This is a genomic window from Flavonifractor sp. An9 (assembly GCF_002161245.1).
Lineage (GTDB): Bacteria > Bacillota > Clostridia > Oscillospirales > Oscillospiraceae > Flavonifractor > Flavonifractor avicola.
Genome location: NZ_NFHC01000016.1, coordinates 53,148 through 76,062 on the forward strand (window position 1 = coordinate 53,148; position 22,915 = coordinate 76,062).

Here is a 22,915-nt window from a genome sequence, read left to right on the forward strand (position 1 = left end):
ATAATAAAAGCCACCTGCGCCCTTTGGTGCGCAGGTGGCTTTTTGCAGTTTAAGTATCCGCCCCGAAAAAATCCATTTTCTGCTTTACCGACTCAATCCTGTCTGAATCCTTTCCAAACAGTTTTTCTACCATGGAAATAACCGCCATATAAGCGTTGGAGGCCTCGCCATAGCGCCCCTGCGCGGCATACAGGTCGCCAAGCATCTCCTGATTCTCAATGGTATCCGCCGCAAGGGCGCCCCGCATATGCTGGTTGATTTCCAGGGCCCGGACAAGTTTATCTTCCGCCTGTGCCCACTGAGCCCGCGCATCCTCTCCGCGCCCATCCGCCTCCGCTTCCAGACCCAGGTGATAATGGGATACGCCCTGATCGTACAGCGAATAAGCAAGTCCTGACGGGTTTCGCTCTGACAGTGTCTGCTCATGCAGCAGGGTACATTCCAGCGCCTTCTGATAGTTTCCCTGTCTCTGGTACATCCGACCCATTTCCATATAGGTTTCGCCCACCCGCTCCTGAGCCAGTGCCAGGTCATACTGCTCATTTTTCATGAGCATATCCCGCTTTTCTCCCTGCTCCAGGGCTGCAATGTTGCGCTGGCGAATGGCAAGAGCCTGTTGAAAATAGGTCTGCGCCTTGTCAAAGTCCTGGTCGTACTCCCAGGTATAGCAGCGGGCCACCTTTTCATAGGCCATGGCCAGATCCTCATTTTCCGGCATACCGCTGCGGAGCATCAGCTCCAGTCCCAGTCGGTACCAGGGGATGGATTCCTTGTTGCGGCGGCTGTTGAAGTAACATCCTCCCAGATTTTTCGCCGCGTAGCCGGTCATGGGGTTGTCCTCTCCCAGCTGTTTGCGGCAGGCATTATAAAAACGATGGGCATTTTCAATGGATGCATCAAAACGCCCGACCTGCCATAGAAAGCCGGAGATCGGCTCAAAGGCATCGATTGCCCGGGTATCCGGCTCCGGAAAATAATCCGCCAGAGCCAGCACACTGTCGGTAACCGCCAGATTTTCCTGATAGGGCCGCAGCCAGGCGGTGAACAGGAACCGGGACATATTGTCCAGGAATTTGCCGCACTGATCCACATCAGGCCGTAAAACCGCATGGACCACCTCGATCACCAGCGGATGCAGAGAGATCCGTCTTTCCGCCCCTTTCAGCACCCAGCTCTTACGGATCAGCTGATTGATGGGCTCAAAGGAAGGCAGATCCATCCACTCCCGAAAACGGACCGCAGGCACACCGCTGTGCCCCATCAGAGACAGGCAGCGCAGGATCTGCTTCTCCTCGTCACTCAGGTTACTGGTATTGAACACCGAGCAGATATGCCCAAAAGCGGTATTTACAGACTGCCGGCCGGATACGGTCTCCGCCAGTCCGCTTTGCATATCTCCCTGCTCCAACAGTGCCAACATCTCGTCCGCACTGAGAAAGCTGGCGCTCATCTGCTTGGCAATCAGTTCCACCGTATAAGTGTGGCAGGCAATCCTGTCAAAAATCTTCTTCAGGCTCTCCTTGTCGCCCTCTTCCACACACTCACCATAGTTTTTCTGGAAAATGTCCAGCAGCACATCAAAATCCTGCATGGCCTCCACCCGGAGCGCCGGATATCCCGGATGAGCATTGCGGGTGGTAAAGATCACATGGTAGCTGCCCTCCAGGAACTTTTCCAGGTCCGGGTCCCCATCCACATCAAAATTGTCTACGATCAACAGCGTTTTCTCGCTGGTAATGCTCTGTAGCACCCGCAGTTTCCGCAAGAAAAAGGCCCGCTCATCTTCTGTAGGCTTCTGCGGCTCCAGATTCTCAATGGAGATCGCCTCTTCGTCGCAAACCAAGCGCTGGAGGCTGCCCTGATAGCTGACAAACAGCGTCTGCTCGTATTCCTTTTGGAATCTTAACGCATATTGCTTTGCCAGTTCGCTCTTCCCGATACCGCCGATTCCCTCCAGAAAGATGCAACGTTTCCCCTGAGCAAAGTGGGCGTGAATCTGCTCCAAAAGTGTCTCTCTGCCCTCAAATACATCTCTGGCCTGGGGCATACGGGCCAGCAGTCGATATTGACGGATGGGGCTTTGCGTCTGCTGTGTACGCTCTCCCTTTTTCTTGCCCAGCAGCATCTCCAGGCGCTCCACCAGCTCATCGATGCGCTTATACATGGGCGGCGTCATAGCATCGATCCAGTGCAATCGGCCCAGATAATACTGGGCCTCCTCACCGATCTCATCATCGGCTACATGGAATGGGATAATCTTTACTTCTTCATTCCGGGTAAGTCTGCGGCTCACCATGTCGATTTCGTTCAGCACATGAACAGACTCCGATGCCTGACGATTCAGGATCAGGAGAAAAATTGCGCACTGATTGATCGCCTTTACAATGCTGGAGGCATACGCGCCCTCTGTATTTCTGGGCGCATACCAGCAGCGAACGCCGTCGGCCTCCAATTTATTAACAATACCTTCCACAATATGCAAGGAGGACGCGGTATGATGGCTGACAAATACATCAATTTCCATGAGTGCTCACTTCTCCTTCCCATTTGGTTGCTGCTCCCGACCCAATATGCAGCAAATGATTCTCGCCACAAGGCCTTCCGATATTTTACAGATTGTCAATTATTATACTACACCTTTGTCTTTTCTACAACTATCCCCTTTCTTCGCACAGCAAGAAAACTCTGCGAAATCCCATTGCGGAGTTCAAATAAAAGCGGGGCGGAAGTCAAAAACTTCCGCCCCGCTTTCGGAGGAGAAACGCCTATTGGCAGATGCTTATTTCTCGTTTTCCGCAAATCGCATGAGGATGGTTGCAATCTCAGCGCGGGTGGCGGTGCCGGTGGGATCCAGCTTGCCGCCATCCTTACCGGACAGCAGGCCGGAGCCTACCGCCCACTCCATGGCCTCAGCGGCCCAGGAGGAGGTGTTGGCGCCGTCGGCGAAGGTGCTCAGATTGCCCTCGGCGGTCACATCGTAGCCCTTGGTCTCAGCGTAGCGGTACAGAATAGTAGCCAGCTGCTCGCGGGTCACAGTGTCGTTGGGGGCAAACACGGTATCGCTGTAGCCCTTGACGATGCCCTTGGAGGCAGCCCAGTTCACAGCATCGGTGTACCACACGCCGCTCTCCACATCGGTGAAGGACAGGGTGGCGTCGGTCTCAGGCTGGCCCTCCAGCCGCCACAGGATGGTGACGATCATGGCCCGGTTGGTGGTCATGAGGGGGGCGAAGGTGGTGGAAGAAGTGCCGTCCATCAGCTTATTGTCATAGACGTACTTCACCGCCTCATAGAACCAGTCGCCGGACTTCACATCAGTGAAGGGCAGGCCGGTCTCCACGGGGGTATCGTCCTTAGTGAAGGAGGCCTTCACGGTGACATTGCTTCTGGGCATTCTGAAGGTATACTTGCTGTCGCCCTTGTCAGTCACGGCAACGGCGTTCCCCTTGGCATCGGTAACGGTAACACCATCGGCCTTGTAGCCCTCGTCGGGAGTCAATGTTACAGTGACTGTCAACCCGGCAGAAGGACGGCTGTTGGACACCTTCACAGTACCGTTGGATGTTTCCTCAACTGTCACGTCGTAGCGGGTCACGGAGGCGCTGCTGCTGGAACTCCCTGTAACTGTAACAACACACGAAGCAGTATATCCTCCGTTTGTAGTGGTGACAGTGATCACCGCTGTTCCTTCGCCTACCGCAACGACATTGCCAAATTGATCTACCGTAGCTATAGAATCATTATCTGAGGACCAAGTAACCGTCTTATCTACCGCATTTTCCGGCAGCACAGTGGCAACCAGAACTTCATTGTCCCCCTGTTCGAGAATCAGTGCAGATTTGTTAAGCGTTACGCCCTCTACCGTCTTTGCGCCAAAAGCAATCTGTTCGCCAATACAGTTAAAGTCTTCGATGGTAACAGGAATATTTGCATCGGTACTGCCATTGACAGCAAACACCCCAACCTTCATGTCCGCAGACTGGCCAACCGTCTCATTGGTCAGCTCGCCTACAGCAGTCCAATTCTCTTACCCTTCATATTTGTACCAACCTTTGAAGGTGTTCCCGGTTCTCTCCAGCTTGAGATATGCAGGAACGTCTTTCTGGGGATCTGCCTCCGCAGTTTCGCCCCAGGCGCTGCCAAGCCGCTGAAACATTCCAAAAATATTTCCGCCTTTTCCATTATGGTAGCGTCTGGTAACCGATGCAATGGCCTGCCAATTGTCAAACACCATCACACCTACCTTTTGCGCATGTGCATTCAGCCCGCCGCTCACCTTAATGGTCAGGGTGAAATCCCCCTCCGGCGCATCATACAACCAATAGTTGTTCGGTTCCTGGTAGTCCTGCGCAAAATCACCGATTTGTGTGGTAATAGAAATCTTATTCTCCGCTTCAATCTTGCAGTTTTCATTTTGATTTACTACAGTCCATCCTTCTGCGGGAATGAATATGGTTTCGCCATTATCGGAATTTACATTATCCGCCAACACAGTCTCTGGAAGCATTGCCATAAAAAGGCACAAGCTTACCAAGCTTGCTACAACTCTACGTATCTGTCTCATGATTTCCTCCTATTCTGTTTTGCCTCCAGTCTTTTCTTCACTGCTCTGTATGACTACCATTCAGATTGGTCAATTCATAGTCTAGAAGTTGTAGCTTGCCCCGTCAATAGTTCTGGTTAATATTCGTAGTTTTTTGATATAATTTCATAGAAATTTATAAGTTGTTCACAAAACTCAGATTCTATTGTAAAAACTTCCGAATCTCTTTTACATTTTCTTTGGTCACCGGCTGGTGGGGAATCCATACATACCGGTTCTCCAGAATCTCATGCTGCTCCACCGGATCCTGGCCTTGAGCCAGCCCATAAGCCAGATCAAAAATTGCCTGAGCCTGGCCTTTGGCGTCATTGAGCACAGTGCCGGTCAGTGTACCGGCCTCTACCGCATCCAAAGCCGGTGCAATGGCATCGATCCCCACAATCATCGGCAGCTCCGTGATTCCAGCTTCCTGATAGGTATCAATGGCGCCCAACGCCATATTATCGTTGTTGCTGATAATCAGTTCGATCTCATCGCCGTAAGTCTCCAGCCATTGGGCCATCATAACGCCGACCTGCGCCCGCTGCCAGTCAGCTGTATCCCCGTCCAGTTTTTCCAGCGGGATTCCTGCATCTGTAATGGTCTTGATGGTAACCTCGGTACGAATCAAGGAGTCCTGATGACCCTGCTCCCCCTCCAGCAGCACATATTGCAGTTTACCGTCGCCGTTCTTGTCCCATCGCTCCGGCTGCGCCCGATAGGCGTCCACTACAATGTTGCCCTCCAGAACACCGGATTCACTGGCCAAAGAGCAAACATAGTACAGCTTATCCCACCGCTGCATATCCTCTGCTACCGGCTCCCGGTTGAAAAAGACAACAGGAACATTCGCTTGTTTGGCCTTATCGATGATACTTCCTGCTGCGGTCCGGTCCACCATATTGACGCACAGGACATCAAAGTCTCGTTCCAAAAACTGAACAACCTGATCATTTTGTAGGTTCTGATTTCCTGTGGCGTCCACGGTATCTACATAGATCCGAACGCCGTCCGCCTTTTCATGTTCTTTGGCAATTTTCTCAATATACAGCGGGATCTGAGCAATAAATGGGTCCTCCATTTGATAAATGGTCACACCGATTCGAATCTGGTCGTCCTCTTGATTCATGTCGAAATAATACCAGGCAAGGATACCCACCAGTCCCACCAAAAGCAGCAGTCCTGCCACTAATACTTTTTGCACAGTTATCCCCCTCTTTTCATCTGCTCAGTTGCCAAAGGGGAACAGCAACCGCTCGTTCTCCTTTTCATACATGGTCTCCTTTGTGATAACGCGAAACTCCACTTCAGGCAGAGTACTCTGTTCTCCATTTCGAACCGCCTCTGCGGCCTGTTTGACACCAACATACCCCATTTCCACTTCATTCTGCGCAATGATACCATATATCACATCCTGCTCCATGTAGTATGCGATTTTGTTGTTTGCCCCGATGCCAAACAGAGGAATATCACGGTTTTCACCCGCCAGGCGAGGCGCTCCCGCCTCCAGATGATAGGTGTCCAGAGCAAGGACAGCATCATACTGGCTCAGATCTGTTCCCGCGTGGATGGACGCCTGCTCTGACACCGTAATACCTGTGTCCTTCAAAACACTCAGTACGCCTGCACGCCACTCCTGGATACTCTGACAGTTGGCGTCCCCTCCAATGATCAATACGTTTCCACGGTCAATTCCCCTGTTCAGCAGCAGCTTTCCCAACTCTTCGCCCATTTGATAGTTGTCGGCGGAGATGTACCCGGCATGATCTTCACAGGTCAGGCCCGATTCAAAACAAATAACCGGAACCTCCTCTTCCGCTTCCGCAACTGCAGAGCAAAGAAGCTGAGAATCCGCCGCGGAAAGCAAGATTGCCTGGGCATTCAGCTCAACTTCTCTCGCAATCAGCGCTTTTTGCTCTTCAACATTGTTTTCTTCCGAGAGGGTAATGAAGGTGACATCAATGTTGTAATCCCGTGCCGCTAACTCGATTCCACGCCGAACATTATCCAGACCTTCGCTGGACTGGCCGCGCACAATGACCGACAATTCAATGGGCATATCCTTAAGCTGCTTTTCCCTTAAAATATTCCAGATGCACAACAGAATCGCAAGAACTGTCAGTACCAAAATGATGTAGTTGATGATTCCTTTTCCGCGTTCTTTCATGATTTTCGATCTCCGTTCTGCTCCTCAAAGGGAATACACGGCAGACAGGCCTCCACTATGGTTCCCCATCCCAGACGGCTGTGAATGGTAAGGCCAAATTCCTGCCCAAAGGCCAGCCGAATCCGCTCGTCCACATTACGCAGCCCGATTCCCGATCCTCTGGACGACACCTTCGGCGCACTGTCTCCCGCCTCTCGGCTCAACAGTCTGGCACAGAGTTCCGGCTCAATTCCGTCACCGTTATCTTCCACCGCAATCCAAAGCCGCCCGTCTTTGATCCTAGTCCGTACAGTGATCTCGCCCTCTCCGTCCATCAATTCCATGCCATGATATATGGCGTTTTCCAGAAGTGGCTGTACGGTAAGTTTTACTGTGGACAGTTCCAATGCTGCCGGATCGGTATCAAACTGTACGGTAAATTTATTGCGATACCGCACCATCTGAATGGTCAAATAGCTTCTGGCGTGCTCCAGTTCGTCCTTGACGTTGATAATGGTACGTCCTTTGCTCAGACTGATCCGGAACAGGCGCGCCAAAGCTGAGACCATGTTGACAGACTCCTCTTTGCGGCCTTTTTCAATCATCCATACAATGGAATCCAGGGTATTGTACAAAAAGTGTGGATTGATCTGACTTTGCAGCGCATCCAGTTCGCTTTTGTGTTTGGCCTGCTGTTCTTTCACCACATCATCCATCAGTTTTTTGATTTCTCCCACCATGGATTGGATGGTCCGGCCCAACCGCTGGATCTCATAGGAACCGCCAATGGCGATCTCCGCGTCCAGGTCGCCGTTCTCCAATTTTTCCACCGACTGCTGCAACCGCTCCACGGGGCGGGCAATCTTGGAGGATACCGACTGATTAACCAAAATAATAATCAGCGCTAAGAAAATTACCATCAGAAGGCCTGCTATCTGAATAAAAAGATAATCGCTGCTGTAGGCCTCAATGGGCGCCACACCGATAATCTTCCAGCCGGTGTAGCCCACTGTCTTAACTGTAATCACGGAATTTTTTCCACCACTCACACCCACATAGTCTCCATCCTCATGGGCGGAAAAAGCCAGGCTGTCCTCCTGGAACAGGCCTGAATAGATCAACTGCTGCCTGGGGTGATAGATGATTTCTCCTGTATCACTCACCAAATAGGCGTAACCGTTATCACCATACCCTACGTTGTTAAAAATCTGCTCAATGCCGGAAAAGTTGATGTCTACCAGAAGCACACCCTGTTCTACCTGTCCATTTCGGGAGAGCTCCACCGCCCGCGACAGCGAAACCACCCACCGATACCGGCCATCCGGATCATCAAACAGGTTTTGCACATGAGGCATGGAGAAATGGAAGTTTTCGATCTTGGTCAGTGCTTCCTGAAACCACATCTGCTCGTTAGCCCTCAGATCCTTTTTGGGTTTTGCCATGGGAGCACTGCTGAGAATATTTCCTTCCCCATCCAAAATCACAATACTGACCAGAAGATCTTTGTTGGCGTCGTAAAGCAGGCCGATTTCATCGCTGCTGTGGGTCAGCGCCATGTCATTTTTCTTAATGACCCGGTAATAGACCGTGTCTGAAACCCGCATCATATTTTTCAGATGGACGTCCAGATTCAACCCCACCTGCTCAACTACACGATGATTGGTCGTCTTCATCATGGCTTCTGTGGAGGAAAAGAATCCCGTATACAGCACAACTCCCACCAAAAGCATTCCCACCAATGTGATGCCTGTAAATGCAATGGCAATGGTGAATTGTATGGTTTTGCTGCGGTAGCCTTCAAGCCAGCGTGACAAGCGCTTTTTAAACCATTTCATGTCCGTTTGGCTCCTTAACGTAACGATATTTCATAAGCCTTTCCGTCACCGGCCATGAACAAGCATACAAAAATCGCAAGGAAAATCACATGGTCAAACCCTTGCGATTTCCTTGCGATTTGGTCAGAAGTCCTTGTCACACCTTGTCATTGAATTTATATCCGATGCCCCAGATCGTCAATATGTACTCCGGCGCATCCGGATTGGGCTCAATTTTCTTTCGGAGTTTACGAATAAACGCCATAATGTTGCTGTCATCCAGCAAATAATCATTTTCCCACACCGCCTGATAGATCTGCTCCTTGGTAAATACCTCTCCGCGGTTACGGGCCAGAAAATACAGAATATCAAATTCTTTGGGTGTCAGAGCAATTTCCGCCCCACTCCGGACTACCTTTCGCAATCTCAGATCGATAGATAGGTCACCGCAGCAAATGGTGTCGCTGGCCGGCGCCAGGATTTCTCCCTCTCCCAGTTCCAGCATAAGAGAGTTTGCCGCGCCCTCCATCAAATCTGTAAGGCCCTCCAGCAGCTCCTTTGCGGCCGGGGTATCGGGTGCTGAGATCCGAATCTTTTCAGAAAGCCACCGCGCAAGGGAGGAATCCAGCGAGACAAAACTGATTTTCTTTTTCATCACAGATTCCTCCTTTCTCAAAGCAGTTTATGATATTTTTTCATATACCAGCTCTTTGCCAGGGTAACCAGCAGCAAATAAAGCAAAACGATCACAACCAAGAAGCCAAAATAGGTCAGAGGCAATGCGGTCAGCCCAATCAGCTCGCCCACCGGAGTAAAAGTCAGAACAGTAAAGAACAGAATCCCCAGCATGGTGACCAGCATCACCGGACCGGACGGCTTACTCTGGAGCAGCGGGACCTTCTGGGTGCGGAGCAAGTGCAGGATCAGCACCTGGGTCCACATCGATTCCAGAAACCACCCCGTCTGAAACAAGGCAACAAACCGTAGCTGCTCCCCGCCCGCTGCCAGGGATGCAAAACTTCCGCCGCACACCGAGGGGCACAGCACAAAAAACAGGTATGAAAATGTCAAAATATCAAAAACGGAACTAATGGGGCCAAAAAAGCGCATAAAGCGGCCCAACGTTCTTCCAGACCACTCCAGCGGCCGGGAACAGATCTCCTGGTCCACCTGGTCCCACGGAAGTACAAGGCACAGCATATCATAAAGCAGATTCAGCAGCAGCAGCTGCACCGAGGCCATGGGGAAAAACGGCAGGAATACGCTGGCAACCACGATGGACAAAATGTTTCCAAAGTTGGAGGACGCCGTAATCTTAATGTATTTTGACACATTGGCAAAGGCATTCCGGCCTTCCTTGATCCCTTCTTCCAGCACGTTCAGGTCCTTTTTCAGCAGGATGACATCCGCCCCCTCCTTAACGGCATCGGCAGCCGTATCCACCGAAATGCCCACATCCGATTCCACAATGGCGGGCAGATCGTTCATGCCGTCTCCCAAAAAACCGACGGTATGTCCATTTCCCTGCAGCGTCTGCAGGATCTGCACCTTTTGTTTGGGAGACAATTCCGCAAACACAGTGGCCCGCTCGATCCGGATCTGCACCTCATCGTCGCTCAGCTGTGCCAGCTCCTCGCCGGTCAAAACTTCCGACGTAGCAATTCCTAATCTGCGGCAAATGGAAACGGCGACGCTCTTTTGATCCCCGGTCAGCACCCGGACACCGACATGAAGATTCTGAAGTTTTCTGATGGCATCGGCGGCTGTCCGCTTGGGTGCATCAAAAAACACCAGATATCCCAGAAGAATAAAGTCCCGCTCCTCTTCGGCGCCCAGTCGCTCCTGCTCCAATGGTTTATAGGCCACAGCCAGAACCTTCATGCCGTCCTCCAGCATCTCGTCCACAATGGCGTGGACACTGGCAAGGCCATCAGCGCCCATAGCGCTGCGCTTACCCTTGTATTCAAAATAACTGCATCGGCGGCACACTTCGTTCAGGCTGCCCTTGATAATCAGCAGGTTCTCCTTCTCACCTTTGACCAAAACGCTGGCAAATTTCCGCTCATAGTCAAAGGGCTGCTCATCCAGTTTGGGATACTGCACCACCAACCTTTGAAAGTGCGCCCCATGCCCCGGCATCTCCTGACAGGCGAGGATGGCGGTATCCAGGTGATTCCTGACTCCCGTGTGATAAAGGCTGTTCAAATAGGCAAAATCCAGCACCTTTCCGCTTTCATTGCCCAGGATATCCAGGTAATATTCCAGCAAAAGCTCATCGCCGGTGAGTGTGCCTGTTTTATCAACGCACAGAATATCCATACTGCCAAACCCCTGCATGGCATTGATATTCTTTACCACCGTCTGCTTTTTGCCCATGGCGGCGCTGCCTTTGGCCAGGCAGGCGTTGATTACCATGGGCAGCATCTCCGGCGTCAGCCCCACGGCCACCGACAGAGCAAACAAAAACGCGGAAATCCAGTTTCCTTTGGTAAGCCCGCAGGCAACGAACACAATGGGAATCAAAATCGCCATGAAGCGGATGAGCACCCATGCGATGGAATTCGCACCCTGATCAAAGCCGTTTTTGCGGCCTGCCTCCGTTCCCGAAAACCCGCCATAGACGGTATCCTGACCAACCGCAAGCACAACGCCTTCACCGGACCCTCCAATGACGGACGAGCCCATAAACGCGATGTTGCTGTATTCTCCATAGGACCGCGCCTTGCCTGAAAGAAGTGTCCCGGCATTCTTTTCCAGAATACCGCTCTCCCCTGTAAGGACAGATTGTGAAACAAACAGATCGTTTGCCGCAGTAAGTCGGAGATCCGCCGGGACCCGATCCCCGGCAAGCAGGCGCACAGAGTCGCCCACCACAAGTTCTGTGGAGGAAATTTGGATCCATTCCCCGTTTCTGCGTACCAACACATAAGATGCAATCATTCTGGTCAGATGATCCGCAACACGTTTTGCCCGCATTTCCTGAATAAACCGCACAACACCGCTGACCAGCAGCATACACAGGATAATAATCACCGTTGTCATATTGCGGCTGAAATTGGACGCGAGAAGAACATCGGTCACAAACGAAATACTTGCCAGCACCAACAGGATAATTGCAAAAGGATTGATAAAGGCCCTTCGCAGGCGAAAAAGCACCGTGTCCGCCGCCCGGCCCGACAGGATGTTTCTGCCGTATCGTACGCGGCTCTCTTCCACCTGTTCATCCCGATAACCCTGCTCAGTTATATGAAAATCCCGGTACAATGCGCCAGCACTTTTGCACGCATATTCGGAAACACGGCGATGAATGGTATGATGGTTGCTCACTCATTTCACCTCCACATGATTGGTCCTATCATATCATAGAACAGCTCCATTGGCTTAAAGAAAAACCTTGCTTTTTCCTTGCTTCATACACAAGGTCGGAAGATCCTGCTTCACTTTCTCAGGAAAACTGCGCACTATAGCAAACAGGCGCACCGCTTTGCAGCGGTGCGCCTGTTCCTTTTTTCATATTCCGTTTTTTACAGAAGCTTCTGGTAGATTTCCTTGATCTGCTCGGGTACCGCGCTTCTGCAGTTGCCCGCGGTGCAGCGGTCCTCCAGTGCCAGCTTGGACGCCCTGTCCAGTTCTTCTGTCAGCCGGGTCCGGTCCTCTTCCCGGGTAAGCCGGTGGGCAATTCCCACCTCGTTCATCAGCCCGGTAATACGGCGGACCAGCCCCTGAACCGCCACCTGCTCGGTATGGCAGCAGCAGCCGGCCAGACGGGCCAGCTTGGCGTACTTGGCCTTGGCCGAGTCATCTGCGCTGTTGAAGGCGATCACATGGGGCAGTAGCAGCGCGTTGCTCCGGCCGTGGGGCAGATGGAGCAGCTCGCCCATGGCGTGGGCCATGCCGTGACACAGGCCCAGGGTGGCGTTGTTGAACGCCATACCCGCCATACAGGAAGCGCTGTGCAGCTTCTCCCGGGCCTCGCAGTCCTGACCATCCCGGAAAGCACGGGGCAGATACTCCAGCACCAGGGCAAAGGCCTTCTCCGCCAGCGCGTCGGTGAAATCGGTAGCCGCCGGGGAGACATAGGCCTCCACCGCGTGGGTCAGCACATCCATACCCGTGTCCGCCGTTACATGGGGAGGCACGGTGATGGTCAGCGCCGGGTCCAGCATGGCGATCTCCGGCAGCATGGCGTTGTCCACCAGGGGGTACTTGGCCCCCGCCTCCGGGTCGGACAGGACCGAGAAGGAGGTCACTTCACTGCCTGTGCCCGAGGTGGTGGGGATGGCAATACACCGGGGTTTGGCCGCTCCCGACGACTTTGTATAGATAAAGCTGATGGCCTTGCCGGTATCGATGGCGGAGCCGCCGCCCAGGGCAATGACCGTGTCCGGGCGGAACTCCAGAATGTGGGCCACACCGGCGCTGACCAGCTCCACGGTGGGGTTGGGGATCACCTGGTCAAAGAGCTCCCACTGGGCGCCCATCTCATCCAGGGGATCGGTGACCCGCTTCACCCCGCCGTTTTGGACCAGAAAGGGGTCGCAGACCACGCACGCCTTCTGAATGGGCAGCTCCTTTAGCCGCTCCAGGGCGTTCTGGCCCAGATATACGTTTGTATGCAGTTTAAATTGATTCATGGCTCTTCCCTACGTCATTCCGATATACGTCTTTACGTCGGCGATGCCCGCGTTTTCCTTGCTGCTCACATGGAAGATCCGGCCACAGCCTGCCAGCTCCAGCTTATCCCTGCAAGGAAGATCCTAATCGGGTGGTGAAGCGTGTGCGGTATGTCTGCTACGGAAAAACCCGCAAGCAGACCGACTGTGACGGACAGACGGGCTACACGGCCCATATCCTTGACGGGATCATTGATAAGCTGGTGCGCCAGATCTTTGAGCGCATGAAAGCGATCCCCAAAAGCGATATAGTCAATATCCGCTACCGGGAAAAGATGGAGGAACGGAAAAGCCTGCTCCATAGCGTCCGGGCGGAATACGCCAAGGCCGCTGCTGACCTTGAAACGCTGAAAGGCGAGGTTATCAAGACCATCCGTGGGGAGAGCACCTTTTCCAAGGAGCTGTTAAGCTCTCTGATTGCCGAGGCCGAGGCCAAATGCCAGGAGCTTCAAGAGAACATGGAAACGGCACAGGCGGCCTATGACGAAGGGAAAACGGTGCTTGCTTCGTTGAACGCCCAATATGACGATATAATCTCATGGGCGGAAATGTACGACACGGCCAGTATGGAGGCCAAAAAAATGATCGTCAACTGCTTAATCAAGCGGGTGGATGTCTACCGGGACTACAAGCTACACATTGATTTCAATATCGACTTTGAGCAGTTCTGCGGCGGGCTGGACATCGTGACGATTGCCGCATAAAAAACAAAACCTCGCTTCCTTTCGGAAGCGAGGAAAAGTTCTTTCCCTTGAGATGGTGGAGATAAGCGGGATCGAACCGCTGACCTCTTGAATGCCATGGAAACAATTTCCATTTTACTCCAATTTTTATATTACTCTATGTACCACCTTAAAATTCAAAATGCTGCCTAAAAATTAACCTATGTCTCAAAAATCTTATTCACTTTATCCAGCTAAATTTTAGCCAATTCTTGAGCCATCTCAGATTAGCCATCAAAAGTCCATCTCCTTTGAAATATGGCACAAGACTTCCTGATTTTTTTGATCTCTCTCCTCACATTGCCTATCAATATATTTTTCAGCAGTTCTGGTATCGTTATGTCCCAGTAACTGCATTACATGATAGGCGTTAATCCCAGGTTGGTTACTCAATTTTGTCGCAACAGTATGACGCAAACGATGCGGCCGTAACCTATCTATTCCAGATCCAGACTTTTTCAAATAACGATTAAGTGCACTACGGAAGCCATCGCAAGTCCACGATGGCCCCTTAACCGTTCCAAAGACAAAGTCCTCATCAGAAGTTTTTGCCTTACTAACGGCAGGTGCTCTCTCTCTCCACTCTTGTAAGAAGACAATCAAACTATCGGGTACGCTGATGGTTCTTGTGCCGCTCTTGCTTTTTGTTGGGCCTACTACTGTTTTTGAAGTGGTCTTATTTCCGTGATCATCAAAATCTATTTTCTTTATAAACGCTCTCCTAATGCTCACTTTCTTTTTATCAAAATCTATGTCACCCCATTGCAGAGCTAACGCTTCTTGCGTCCTCACCCCTGTTTGCAGCATAAATCTGACTACTGGATAAAGTGTATTGTGCGACTTTAATGTATTTAGTAATTTGTCCACTTCATCATTTGTAAGCGCAGTTATTGATTTTTCTTCCTTATTGGACTGAGGTATTTTGAAATCATGGTCATTCATGGGATTACTGTCCAGATAGTTTTTTTCTACTGCACGATTAAACATCCGCCCAATGATTAGCACCATCCGCCCAATACTTGTTTTACTGTATTGATATTTCCCCTGCACCATCGAATTTTTAATGCCTGAGAAAAATTTGTTTAATGCGTATGCGTCCACTTCACAGATACGCTTACCCGCAAAAGCTGTAACGAATGGCTGGAGCATACACACATAATTATAGTATGTGACATCTGATACCACATCTTTATCTTTACGAACACTATTCCGCAGTGCTTTGACCTTAAACTCCTCCACGAAGTCCTGCACGGTAGTCTGCCCGTTAATAACCACCTTCTCCTCCTCTAAGTACCCATTCTTACTGAGCCAGAGGTGCATTTTATCCATGGCCTCCTGCTTGGTTTTGCCCGTCTCTACATGACGGAGCCGCTTGCCGCTTTCATCTTTGCCCAGGCTAAACGCCGTGCCAAAGCGTCCATCTTTCATCTGATAAACGCTGCCCTCTCCATTGGGCCGTCTGGTGTTCTTCTTATTCATCTTAGTTTACCTCCTTATAAATCTCCAGTTACCAAATAGTTGGCCACTGCTATAATTGGCACCACCTTGCGGCGGCCTATTGTCCGCACAAAGCGGCACTTCTTCAGCCAGTCGTAGACATTGCTCTCCCCGACATTGAGGACAGCCTGCAACTGCTTTGCGTCTAGGCAGTCTACCTTATAAGTATCGCGGAGTTGCTTGGTTTGTATTTCAACCAGTTTTGCCACATCTGTACACGGCGACTGTTTTATTTCTTTGCTCCGGTTCTTAGTAAAAAGTGTTCCTGTGTAAACCATGGTAAAGCCCTCCTATATGTTCTTCACCATGGAATACAAAACTGCTTAAATACCAAGTTTTTTCATACACGATCTAATTTTGGAACATTGTAACGCTGGGAAATTTGGGTGTCAGCGGTGAGAATAGCCAGAATATCTCCCTTGTAATTAGACGATTATCCAGAATAGGCCGGAACCCAATCAACTCATTCAGGCCCTATATGATAGTTAAGTTCAATGAAATAGGTCTGACCGTTTATGCTTTTATCTGTGTCATTTCAGGCACTTGGAACATTTCCCGCCCACATTCTCAACTAGCCTATTTCATGTAGGACTCTTATTTTTTCTAACTTCTCCCACTTAATCCTTCCATTTTAAAAATCCACCCATTTTACCTACTCTCTCAAAGGAAAATCCTCTACTCCCTCTTTTTCGTCTTGACCTAGATATTTTTCTTACAAACACCTTCAAACAATAAGATTTATTGTTGTCTGTATCATCTCTTGTGTCATTTTTTATTGAAATATCCTAGATAAACTATCAACCCATCCACGTATTTGATAGTGCGTGTATCTTTCCCCATCTCAACTAGCCTTCTGCCTGCTCTTGCTTTTCCAGCAACTCAAACAGCAAATTTATAAAATAGGTCAAATACATCATTACAACTAGCCTAACTCACGTATGAAAAAAAGTGCTTAAAGAAGTATAAAAAGTAGGGGAGCAGCATGATACGCTGCTCCCCTGGTCGGATGTGTTTTTAATCCTTTGGATTCACACCCCAACGCTTCGCCAGTGCCTTGGTGATCGGGCCAAGAGCCGCCACATCCTTGGCATACTGGCCATCCTGTCCCAAGAACAGAAGACCAATCTGTATTCCCTGGGGCGTGAAGATAGCATACTGCTGCCCCCGCTGAACCACGTACAGGTTGTTTATCATCTTATCCACCCCCCGATTAAAAAATATACTCCATCTGTAAATGGAGTATATCAAGCGGCTATGACTATTGGTATCAATATTTTCTTATTAAATGTCTTTCTATCTGGAGCCTGCTCAGTCATAACATATTGACCCCCTCTACAAAATAAATTTAGTTTATAATGGAAACACAGTAGCTATATGAGCATCCGACACCGGAATAGATGCTACATAACTACTGTGTCTCCATTTATTTAGTATACCTATATTTAATTAAGATGTTATATTCCAGTGTCTAAGTGCAGAAATTTAAAAACTACTAAGTAAATTTACCTTTCTAGACTGATACTATCAAGGTTAACCTCCTACCTGAATTTGGCCGCCTACCCATTCACGATCTTCATCTGTAAGCGGGCCCCCTACACCGCCAGAGTATCCATGATCCTCTCTGCCTTGCTCTATTGCTCCAGCTAAACCTGATAGTCCGCCACCACTACCACTAGAGGTATTGGAACTTCCCTTATCTATCTCAGAACCGCCAGTAGTCGTCTGGCTATTTCCACCACTAGAACCACCTATGCTGGGCTTGGTGGTGGGCTTACTTGTCTGAGTGCTGCCAGAACTACTATTACCAGTACTCGGTTTACTTACACTGACTTGTGGCTTGGTAGCACTGAGATAGTCACTAGATACATACGCTACCTTACCATTAAACTCTATCCGACTCCATCCCGCCGCATCACCAGTTCCTATGCCTGTACGAGTAACAGATTGGGCCTTGGTTAAGCTACCTAACTTATCGCTGTTGGTGCTATAACTGGAACGTACATTGACTGTGGTGGTTGCATACATGGTCTCGCTACAATCGGTGAAAAGCTGCTCCTGTTCCGTGGTATCATCCCGGGCAGGAGTGGAAACGCTCTCCGGGGTGGGGGTGGTTTCGGGTGCGGTCTGGGTGGTCTGCTCTGGGGTGGGGGTACTGCTCTCCATGGACTGGGAGACTTCGGGGGTGCTGGTTTCCTGACTCTTATCAGCGGCGTTTTCATTGGAACCACCACAGGCTGTCATGGATAAAATCAGGGCCAGGGACATACCATATATGATCGCCTTTTTCATTACGTTTTCCTCCCGTGCCGTCACAGTGACGGCTTTTTTATTGACTCTCAACAGCTTCCACCCAAGGGGGACAGAGCCAGCCTGTCTCCCCTTGAGCTTCTGCCGCCGAGACAAAAAGAGCGCACACAGGTACAAAGATACCCATGCACGCACGAAATGATCTTGCTATGTGCTTTACACAACTCGTATAACGCACCTTGCTAATTCAACAAGATTGCATTATACTGTGGATGTGGTACTGCTGACGCAGTTGTGCATGGTGGTCACGACACCTGTACAGGGGATAGAGGGTTGCCGCCCTCTATCCCTGCCGCACTATTTTTTTGCCTCGTAACCTCATTCTAAACCATGTGGATATAAAATGCAAGTAGAGCAATCGATCTTAAAAGTAAATGTCCATTTTATACTTCAAGTCGATCCATGCATATATCCACCATGGATGAGGTGCTATTGTGTATATCTATTAAGCACTTTTTGAGGCAGGGAAATTTTTCATCCAAGCAGCTGTTGAACGAAGATGTCCTGGGGAAGTATAGTATGTTTTGCGTTTCCGAAAATGTTGAGGTTCTATCTTTATGCCCATTTTCTTTGGAGAAACTGTCATTCCATCTAAAAAATCCATGCCTATTTCTGCTTCTATTATTGACGAGTAGGAAAAATTAGTTGTCTTACCGGACAAACCCAACATTTCTCACCAGCATTTTAGGACTTCACCGGTTTTATCTACGCTCTCTCTGCCATTTCTTAAGAGTCGTTCACCGTATTATACTTAGTTTCACCTCCCTAATAGTAAGTCTTTGCCTTTTGGCGAAACAGGTCGATTTCTTTCTGCCCCACTTATGGCAGTCCATCTTTACCTAATCAGTGTATCTTGTGCCGTTAATTAAAGTCGTTGCTTGCTATGAAGCTAAAAATTGGCGTTCACTGTTCTACACGATACCTAATGTCTCGTTTATCTCGAATTTTTGGTAAATTTGGTAATCAAGTCGAAACCGCCCCACTGTCTCCTGCATTTATTCGACCATGTAGCCGTGACTGTATCACCTTTTTTTCACAAGTCAGAAGTGAAATTGCCCTTATTTGCCCTTATTCATCTCACCCCCAATATTATTAAAAAATGCTGGGAGCAGCAGAGTATCCCCATTTTTTGCACACTGCTTGGCCCTGCCGCTCCAAAGGACCCCTTACATCTTTTCCTCACCCTCTGGGGCTTGTTTCACCCCCTTTTCCTCCTCTGCATACCACATACCCCCCAGCACCCCAAAAGCCCTCTCCAGCACTCCCAGAACCCCCAGGATCGCCACCACTCCCAGGGTGGTCATGGCAATCAGTACACAACCCCCAATCACCAGCTCTGCAATATGGCACATCTGCTTCACCTCCCTTTTAAACTGAGCGGGCCACCCTTACCGGGTGACCCGCTTACTGTTTCCTTATTTTTTCACTGTCTTGCCCTGGGGCATTTCCTCCCACTCCCAGGCACACTTAATGGTGTCACCGTCCAGCACAACACCATTCACAGCTCCCAGGTCAAGCAGTGCCTTGATCTTGTCGGCGCAGAAGGTCTGACGGCCAAACCGGGAGGAAATTACCTTGTAGTTCTCTCCGTCCCGGCGGTACACCGTGTACATCAGATTTGCCACCGCTGCCGGGTCGGTGCTGGTCAGCGTCCCCACCCCGGTCTTGACCATGATGGCCCGGTATCCCTTGGCCTCGTCCAGCTTCAAGGCCCCGCTACCGTCCAGCACCATCCCCAGCACCTCACCGGACTTGACCGCCTCACTCAACTGCTTGGCGGTCATACCCAGAACCTCACCGCCATTCACACCGGGGTTAAAGACCTCATACCCAGTCACTCTTTGCCCCAGGTCAACCCGGTTAATGATGAACTTCTTATCCATAGTACACACTCCTTAAATTTATTGTCGGTCAAGTTCTATCTCTCAACCACAACTAAACTATAACGCTAACACAGACCTCTTGACTGCTGACGAAATAGCCGGAGATTTTAGATTTTGATTGGTGAGATGGGAGAGGTTAACCCAACATAAAAAAGTACCGTCTGGGGCGCTCCAGACGGTACTGCTGTTGACTGTTTATAATAGTTTTTGTAGATCAGCTATCGTTGTAATATGTATAGTATCATTTCCCTCGTATTCCGGTCTAAAATACTCTGTTTTTTTAATATGCTTTTTAACCAAACCGTTTGTTTCTGCACTTCGCTCCACTAGACTTTCACGCCGATTATCAAACAAGTTTTTCTGATGATCAGGTTCCAAGTTGTTGTTGATTCTTTCTCTGGCAACAGTCTCACTTCCCCATAGAACCAAATCATGTAAGCCTAGCTTCATTTTGCTGTTATACCCATATCCGGTAACTCTCTGTCCCCATGTAAACTCTTTACAGTTACACATGCTGTCTTTGTCGATAATCAAATAGCATACGGGTCTTTGGGCCCATGATTTGCTATTCCCGCTATGCTCAACTTTTATTAAAACAATATCTGGTATTTGAGGCACTTTATAAAAAGAATTTCTTGATTTTCCGTTAATAGGGATTGCTTGAATTTGTACTCCATCAAATAATTTAGAATCAATTGTCAGATATCTATATTTTGTTGGATTGGCCGCCACATTTATCCTCTCCTATACATCTTTAAGTATTATTTTATCAACCCATAAATTATTTTGTCAAGGTTAACCAAATTAAACAAAAATCTGGTACTGTCCGGGTTCTCACAGACAGTGCCAGCTTTTCACATTTCATCCCATTGCAGAAGCGGTAAAACCGCCCTTTACACCTCCTGGGGCACTTCACCGGAAGACACGAAAGTCCTTACGGCTCTAGACTTTTCCTCTCCGCGCTTCTCGATAGCTTCTCTCAGGAGTATAGCCTTCACCAAAACCAATAAGCATAGGTCTGGTATTAACTGTTTGTAACTTAGTAACTCGGTAACTTCTTTGAAACTACTATTGTTAAAAACAGAATACTACACTTGTCATTCAAAGTCAATCGAAATTCCTCCAGATTACTTCTGTACGATAATTGTCAGCCTTACCTCCCACGCTTGTCTTGGTGTCAATCTCGTATTTCTTCCATTGGGGCGCTTGGAGATATGCGTTGTATAGTGGAACATCATAGTTACTGATTACAATTTTTGCCTTTGCGTTACAAATGGTTTTGAGCAGCAATTCATGGTTTGCGTAATCGGAGGAGAGTTTATATACACTCCCCAAATTCTTTTGCTCATCTTCCGGATCCAGGTAGGAAGGATCCAGGTAAAAGCAAGCGGTTTTGTCATTTAAGTAACTACATTCCATCAGATACATCAATGCACCTGACTGGCTGACCTGTACGCCATTCATACGCTCTGCCACATCATACAGTCTGCTGATTTGTGCATGGTATTGTTCATTGGTTTTGAATTTCTGAGGGCTGAATGCAGTCCCCATTCCGTCACGGCTCATGGTATAAACGATCCATGTTGCAACCGCTAAACTAATATCATCCGAAAAACTGGATTCATGATTGTTCAGTGTATGGGAGTAGGCAGACTGATAGAGCTGCTGTCTGAATTGTTCCTCTATCCGCTTTGCGTCAATCCGGTTTGGCTTCCCATGCTGAATCGCTTGTATTCTCTTTTCCAATGCAGCTTTCCGGGCAAGCTTTTCAGGTTCTACCTCGGCTGATAACTTTTTCACCTGGGCCGACAGTCTTTGAATATAAGTATGGACAGCCTCAGGCGCAAGCTCATCGCTTTGCTCCCGTAGTATATCCGCATAGATGGGGCGGAGTAGTGTCAAAAAATCCTCAGTCTCCATCTGAAACTGGGTAAGCTGGGCAACTTCTGTTTCTGTCAGTGTCCCTCTCAACTTTAGCCGCTGGAGGGGTGACCAGTCCATTTGTACCGTACATTTGTTTATGCTTTGTCGAAGCAACCGGAAGTTTTCAACCATATCCGTAGCTGTATATTTCTTGCCTAGCAGGCTCAGATATTGTTTGAACTGGCGTTTTAACTCGGAAAAATAGTCGTCCTCTTCCTCGTTTCTGAGCTTCACAGCGGCATAGAAGGTCTCGGGGGTACAGTCGGTATCATAAAGCCGGTAAATGACCTCCTGGGCTTTCTGAGGGTCGCCCATGCACCGCATAAAAGCACAGAGACCGGCGCTGGCGTCATTATAAATTTCAACAGGGTGCCTCGGCTTATTGAGCAGGACACGGGCACCGCCCCCAAAGGGCTCAATAAATACTTCTGTGTTGGCGTAGTCCAGCATATCACAGATGACAGGGGCCAGGGCCGCTTTCCCGCCGTAGTAGGGAAAGGCGCTCAATGTCTGGTTTCTCATGCCTGCGGCCCTTCTTGCCCAGCTTGTTCGACGAAATCTTTCATTTTTTCTTTATACAGGCAAACACACTTTTGCTTGCTTTTTCCGTCTCCTGTGGAGGCCACATAATCTAAGCTACCCCGGTTCACCAATGTAAATCCGCCTTGGTATAGGTATTCCAAAATCGCTTTCGGGGTTATATCTTGAAATTGGCCCCGTTGTATTTCCTCGTTAAAAAGTTTGACGGGAATGGGATAGATGTTGCAGCTGTTAGGCAAATGCCGGGGCTTTATGGTGATGGCCTCAATGTGGTTAACTTCAATCATATTTACCAGCAGCTCAAGGATATCCTGCAAGATGTTATCGTCAATGATACTGCCGTCATAACAGGGGAGGGGATGGAAGCTATAATAGTTTTCCCGAATACATTTTGCGATTTCGATACAATCAGATCGGGAGAGCATGACACCATATTTCTTAAATGCAGCCAGACCACCCTCAAGATCGGCTGGTTCCAGTTGTGTTGTCCCTAAAAGGGCAGGTTCGGCATTTCCCAAACGATACGCCGTGACTGAAACTTTTTCTTCGTTATTCCATCTATCCTTCAGTCGCTCGACTTCCAGCCGAAAGCTGTTGCCTTCTATTACGTGCTGTTCTGCCAGCTCTTTGTTATCTATGCTCCATACTGGTGCCGCCATGGTCATTTCCCCCTGTAACTATTTTCTCTGTCAAAATCATCACCGCTAGATTAGTTACACTTTATCACAGGTCAGAAACTTTGTCCACGGTTGTCAAATGAACTTAGAAAATGAGGAATTTCCCCGATTTTTGGCTCGTAGCCAGGAGCCAAATCCATAGCCAACGCTC

The 22,915-nt window shown here is 49.3% G+C and carries 19 protein-coding genes; 1 reads left to right on the plus strand and 18 read right to left on the minus strand.

Going from position 1 to position 22,915, the window contains the following annotated elements; translation table 11 throughout:
* Positions 1 to 49: 49 nt before the first annotated feature.
* From B5G40_RS10925 to B5G40_RS10965, 9 genes are all read right to left on the minus strand, one after another.
* Complete coding sequence (locus tag B5G40_RS10925) at positions 50 to 2,524, minus strand: tetratricopeptide repeat protein (protein ID WP_087399629.1); 2,475 nt, start codon at positions 2,522 to 2,524, stop codon at positions 50 to 52.
* A 255-nt stretch (positions 2,525 to 2,779) separates the two neighbouring features.
* Positions 2,780 to 3,970: an S-layer homology domain-containing protein gene (locus B5G40_RS10930; protein ID WP_242959395.1), complete on the minus strand. Its 1,191-nt coding sequence runs from the start codon at positions 3,968 to 3,970 to the stop codon at positions 2,780 to 2,782.
* A gap of 57 nt (positions 3,971 to 4,027) precedes the next feature.
* A complete protein-coding gene (locus B5G40_RS10935) occupies positions 4,028 to 4,564 on the minus strand; it encodes a hypothetical protein (protein WP_087399630.1) in 537 nt (178 codons plus the stop codon).
* A gap of 181 nt (positions 4,565 to 4,745) precedes the next feature.
* Positions 4,746 to 5,786, minus strand: coding sequence for a galactose ABC transporter substrate-binding protein (locus B5G40_RS10940; protein ID WP_242959397.1), 1,041 nt, complete (start codon positions 5,784 to 5,786; stop codon positions 4,746 to 4,748).
* Positions 5,787 to 5,810: 24 nt separating this feature from the next.
* Complete coding sequence (locus B5G40_RS10945; protein WP_087399631.1) at positions 5,811 to 6,749, minus strand: sugar ABC transporter substrate-binding protein; 939 nt, start codon at positions 6,747 to 6,749, stop codon at positions 5,811 to 5,813.
* The gene (locus B5G40_RS10950; protein ID WP_087399632.1) at positions 6,746 to 8,563 is read right to left on the minus strand and encodes a cache domain-containing sensor histidine kinase; all 1,818 of its coding nucleotides are present in this window, start codon (positions 8,561 to 8,563) and stop codon (positions 6,746 to 6,748) included. Before B5G40_RS10950 ends, B5G40_RS10945 begins: the two co-directional genes overlap by 4 nt.
* Positions 8,564 to 8,699: 136 nt before the next feature.
* Complete coding sequence (locus B5G40_RS10955) at positions 8,700 to 9,197, minus strand: winged helix-turn-helix domain-containing protein (RefSeq protein ID WP_087399633.1); 498 nt, start codon at positions 9,195 to 9,197, stop codon at positions 8,700 to 8,702.
* Between the two features lie 17 nt (positions 9,198 to 9,214).
* Positions 9,215 to 11,869: a magnesium-translocating P-type ATPase gene (gene mgtA, locus B5G40_RS10960; RefSeq protein ID WP_087399634.1), complete on the minus strand. Its 2,655-nt coding sequence runs from the start codon at positions 11,867 to 11,869 to the stop codon at positions 9,215 to 9,217.
* Positions 11,870 to 12,066: 197 nt separating this feature from the next.
* On the minus strand, positions 12,067 to 13,176 hold the full coding sequence (locus B5G40_RS10965) for a 1-propanol dehydrogenase PduQ (protein ID WP_087399635.1): 1,110 nt from the start codon (positions 13,174 to 13,176) through the stop codon (positions 12,067 to 12,069).
* Positions 13,177 to 13,310: 134 nt separating this feature from the next.
* On the opposite strand from B5G40_RS10965, the gene B5G40_RS10970 reads away from it, so the two are divergent.
* Entirely contained in the window at positions 13,311 to 13,919 is a 609-nt protein-coding gene (locus B5G40_RS10970; RefSeq protein ID WP_206407232.1) for a hypothetical protein, read from the plus strand.
* Between the two features lie 252 nt (positions 13,920 to 14,171).
* Here B5G40_RS10970 and B5G40_RS10975 read toward each other — a convergent pair whose 3' ends face one another.
* The 9 genes from B5G40_RS10975 to B5G40_RS11010 all read right to left on the minus strand — a co-directional run bounded on the left by B5G40_RS10975 (position 14,172) and on the right by B5G40_RS11010 (position 22,746).
* Positions 14,172 to 15,416, minus strand: coding sequence for a tyrosine-type recombinase/integrase (locus tag B5G40_RS10975; protein WP_087399636.1), 1,245 nt, complete (start codon positions 15,414 to 15,416; stop codon positions 14,172 to 14,174).
* A 14-nt stretch (positions 15,417 to 15,430) separates the two neighbouring features.
* Positions 15,431 to 15,712 (minus strand): hypothetical protein, encoded by a 282-nt coding sequence (locus B5G40_RS10980; RefSeq protein ID WP_087399637.1) that lies wholly within the window; start codon positions 15,710 to 15,712, stop codon positions 15,431 to 15,433.
* Between the two features lie 736 nt (positions 15,713 to 16,448).
* Positions 16,449 to 16,628 (minus strand): hypothetical protein, encoded by a 180-nt coding sequence (locus tag B5G40_RS10985; RefSeq protein ID WP_087329184.1) that lies wholly within the window; start codon positions 16,626 to 16,628, stop codon positions 16,449 to 16,451.
* Between the two features lie 336 nt (positions 16,629 to 16,964).
* Positions 16,965 to 17,723 carry an SH3 domain-containing protein gene (locus B5G40_RS10990; protein WP_087399638.1) on the minus strand — a complete coding sequence of 253 codons (759 nt, stop codon included), beginning with the start codon at positions 17,721 to 17,723 and terminating at the stop codon, positions 16,965 to 16,967.
* A gap of 1,184 nt (positions 17,724 to 18,907) precedes the next feature.
* Positions 18,908 to 19,093 (minus strand): hypothetical protein, encoded by a 186-nt coding sequence (locus B5G40_RS10995; RefSeq protein WP_087399639.1) that lies wholly within the window; start codon positions 19,091 to 19,093, stop codon positions 18,908 to 18,910.
* A gap of 63 nt (positions 19,094 to 19,156) precedes the next feature.
* Positions 19,157 to 19,624, minus strand: coding sequence for a hypothetical protein (locus B5G40_RS11000; RefSeq protein ID WP_087399640.1), 468 nt, complete (start codon positions 19,622 to 19,624; stop codon positions 19,157 to 19,159).
* A gap of 195 nt (positions 19,625 to 19,819) precedes the next feature.
* Positions 19,820 to 20,356, minus strand: a complete 537-nt coding sequence (locus B5G40_RS16680; protein ID WP_143383405.1) for a hypothetical protein — start codon at positions 20,354 to 20,356, stop codon at positions 19,820 to 19,822.
* Between the two features lie 375 nt (positions 20,357 to 20,731).
* Positions 20,732 to 22,069 carry a DNA adenine methylase gene (locus tag B5G40_RS11005; RefSeq protein ID WP_087399641.1) on the minus strand — a complete coding sequence of 446 codons (1,338 nt, stop codon included), beginning with the start codon at positions 22,067 to 22,069 and terminating at the stop codon, positions 20,732 to 20,734.
* On the minus strand, positions 22,066 to 22,746 hold the full coding sequence (locus B5G40_RS11010; RefSeq protein WP_087399642.1) for a hypothetical protein: 681 nt from the start codon (positions 22,744 to 22,746) through the stop codon (positions 22,066 to 22,068). The genes B5G40_RS11005 and B5G40_RS11010 overlap by 4 nt, the downstream gene beginning before the upstream one ends.
* Positions 22,747 to 22,915 lie beyond the last annotated feature (169 nt).

Coding starts and splice junctions, on each gene's coding strand:
- B5G40_RS10925 (WP_087399629.1), bottom strand. CDS start 2,524: ATGGAAATTGATGTATTTGTCAGCCATCATACCGCGTCCTCCTTGCAT.
- B5G40_RS10930 (WP_242959395.1), bottom strand. CDS start 3,970: ATGAAGGTTGGGGTGTTTGCTGTCAATGGCAGTACCGATGCAAATATT.
- B5G40_RS10935 (WP_087399630.1), bottom strand. CDS start 4,564: ATGAGACAGATACGTAGAGTTGTAGCAAGCTTGGTAAGCTTGTGCCTT.
- B5G40_RS10945 (WP_087399631.1), bottom strand. CDS start 6,749: ATGAAAGAACGCGGAAAAGGAATCATCAACTACATCATTTTGGTACTG.
- B5G40_RS10950 (WP_087399632.1), bottom strand. CDS start 8,563: ATGAAATGGTTTAAAAAGCGCTTGTCACGCTGGCTTGAAGGCTACCGC.
- B5G40_RS10955 (WP_087399633.1), bottom strand. CDS start 9,197: ATGAAAAAGAAAATCAGTTTTGTCTCGCTGGATTCCTCCCTTGCGCGG.
- B5G40_RS10965 (WP_087399635.1), bottom strand. CDS start 13,176: ATGAATCAATTTAAACTGCATACAAACGTATATCTGGGCCAGAACGCC.
- B5G40_RS10975 (WP_087399636.1), bottom strand. CDS start 15,416: ATGAATAAGAAGAACACCAGACGGCCCAATGGAGAGGGCAGCGTTTAT.
- B5G40_RS10980 (WP_087399637.1), bottom strand. CDS start 15,712: ATGGTTTACACAGGAACACTTTTTACTAAGAACCGGAGCAAAGAAATA.
- B5G40_RS10985 (WP_087329184.1), bottom strand. CDS start 16,628: ATGATAAACAACCTGTACGTGGTTCAGCGGGGGCAGCAGTATGCTATC.
- B5G40_RS10990 (WP_087399638.1), bottom strand. CDS start 17,723: ATGAAAAAGGCGATCATATATGGTATGTCCCTGGCCCTGATTTTATCC.
- B5G40_RS10995 (WP_087399639.1), bottom strand. CDS start 19,093: ATGTGCCATATTGCAGAGCTGGTGATTGGGGGTTGTGTACTGATTGCC.
- B5G40_RS11000 (WP_087399640.1), bottom strand. CDS start 19,624: ATGGATAAGAAGTTCATCATTAACCGGGTTGACCTGGGGCAAAGAGTG.
- B5G40_RS11005 (WP_087399641.1), bottom strand. CDS start 22,069: ATGAGAAACCAGACATTGAGCGCCTTTCCCTACTACGGCGGGAAAGCG.
- B5G40_RS11010 (WP_087399642.1), bottom strand. CDS start 22,746: ATGGCGGCACCAGTATGGAGCATAGATAACAAAGAGCTGGCAGAACAG.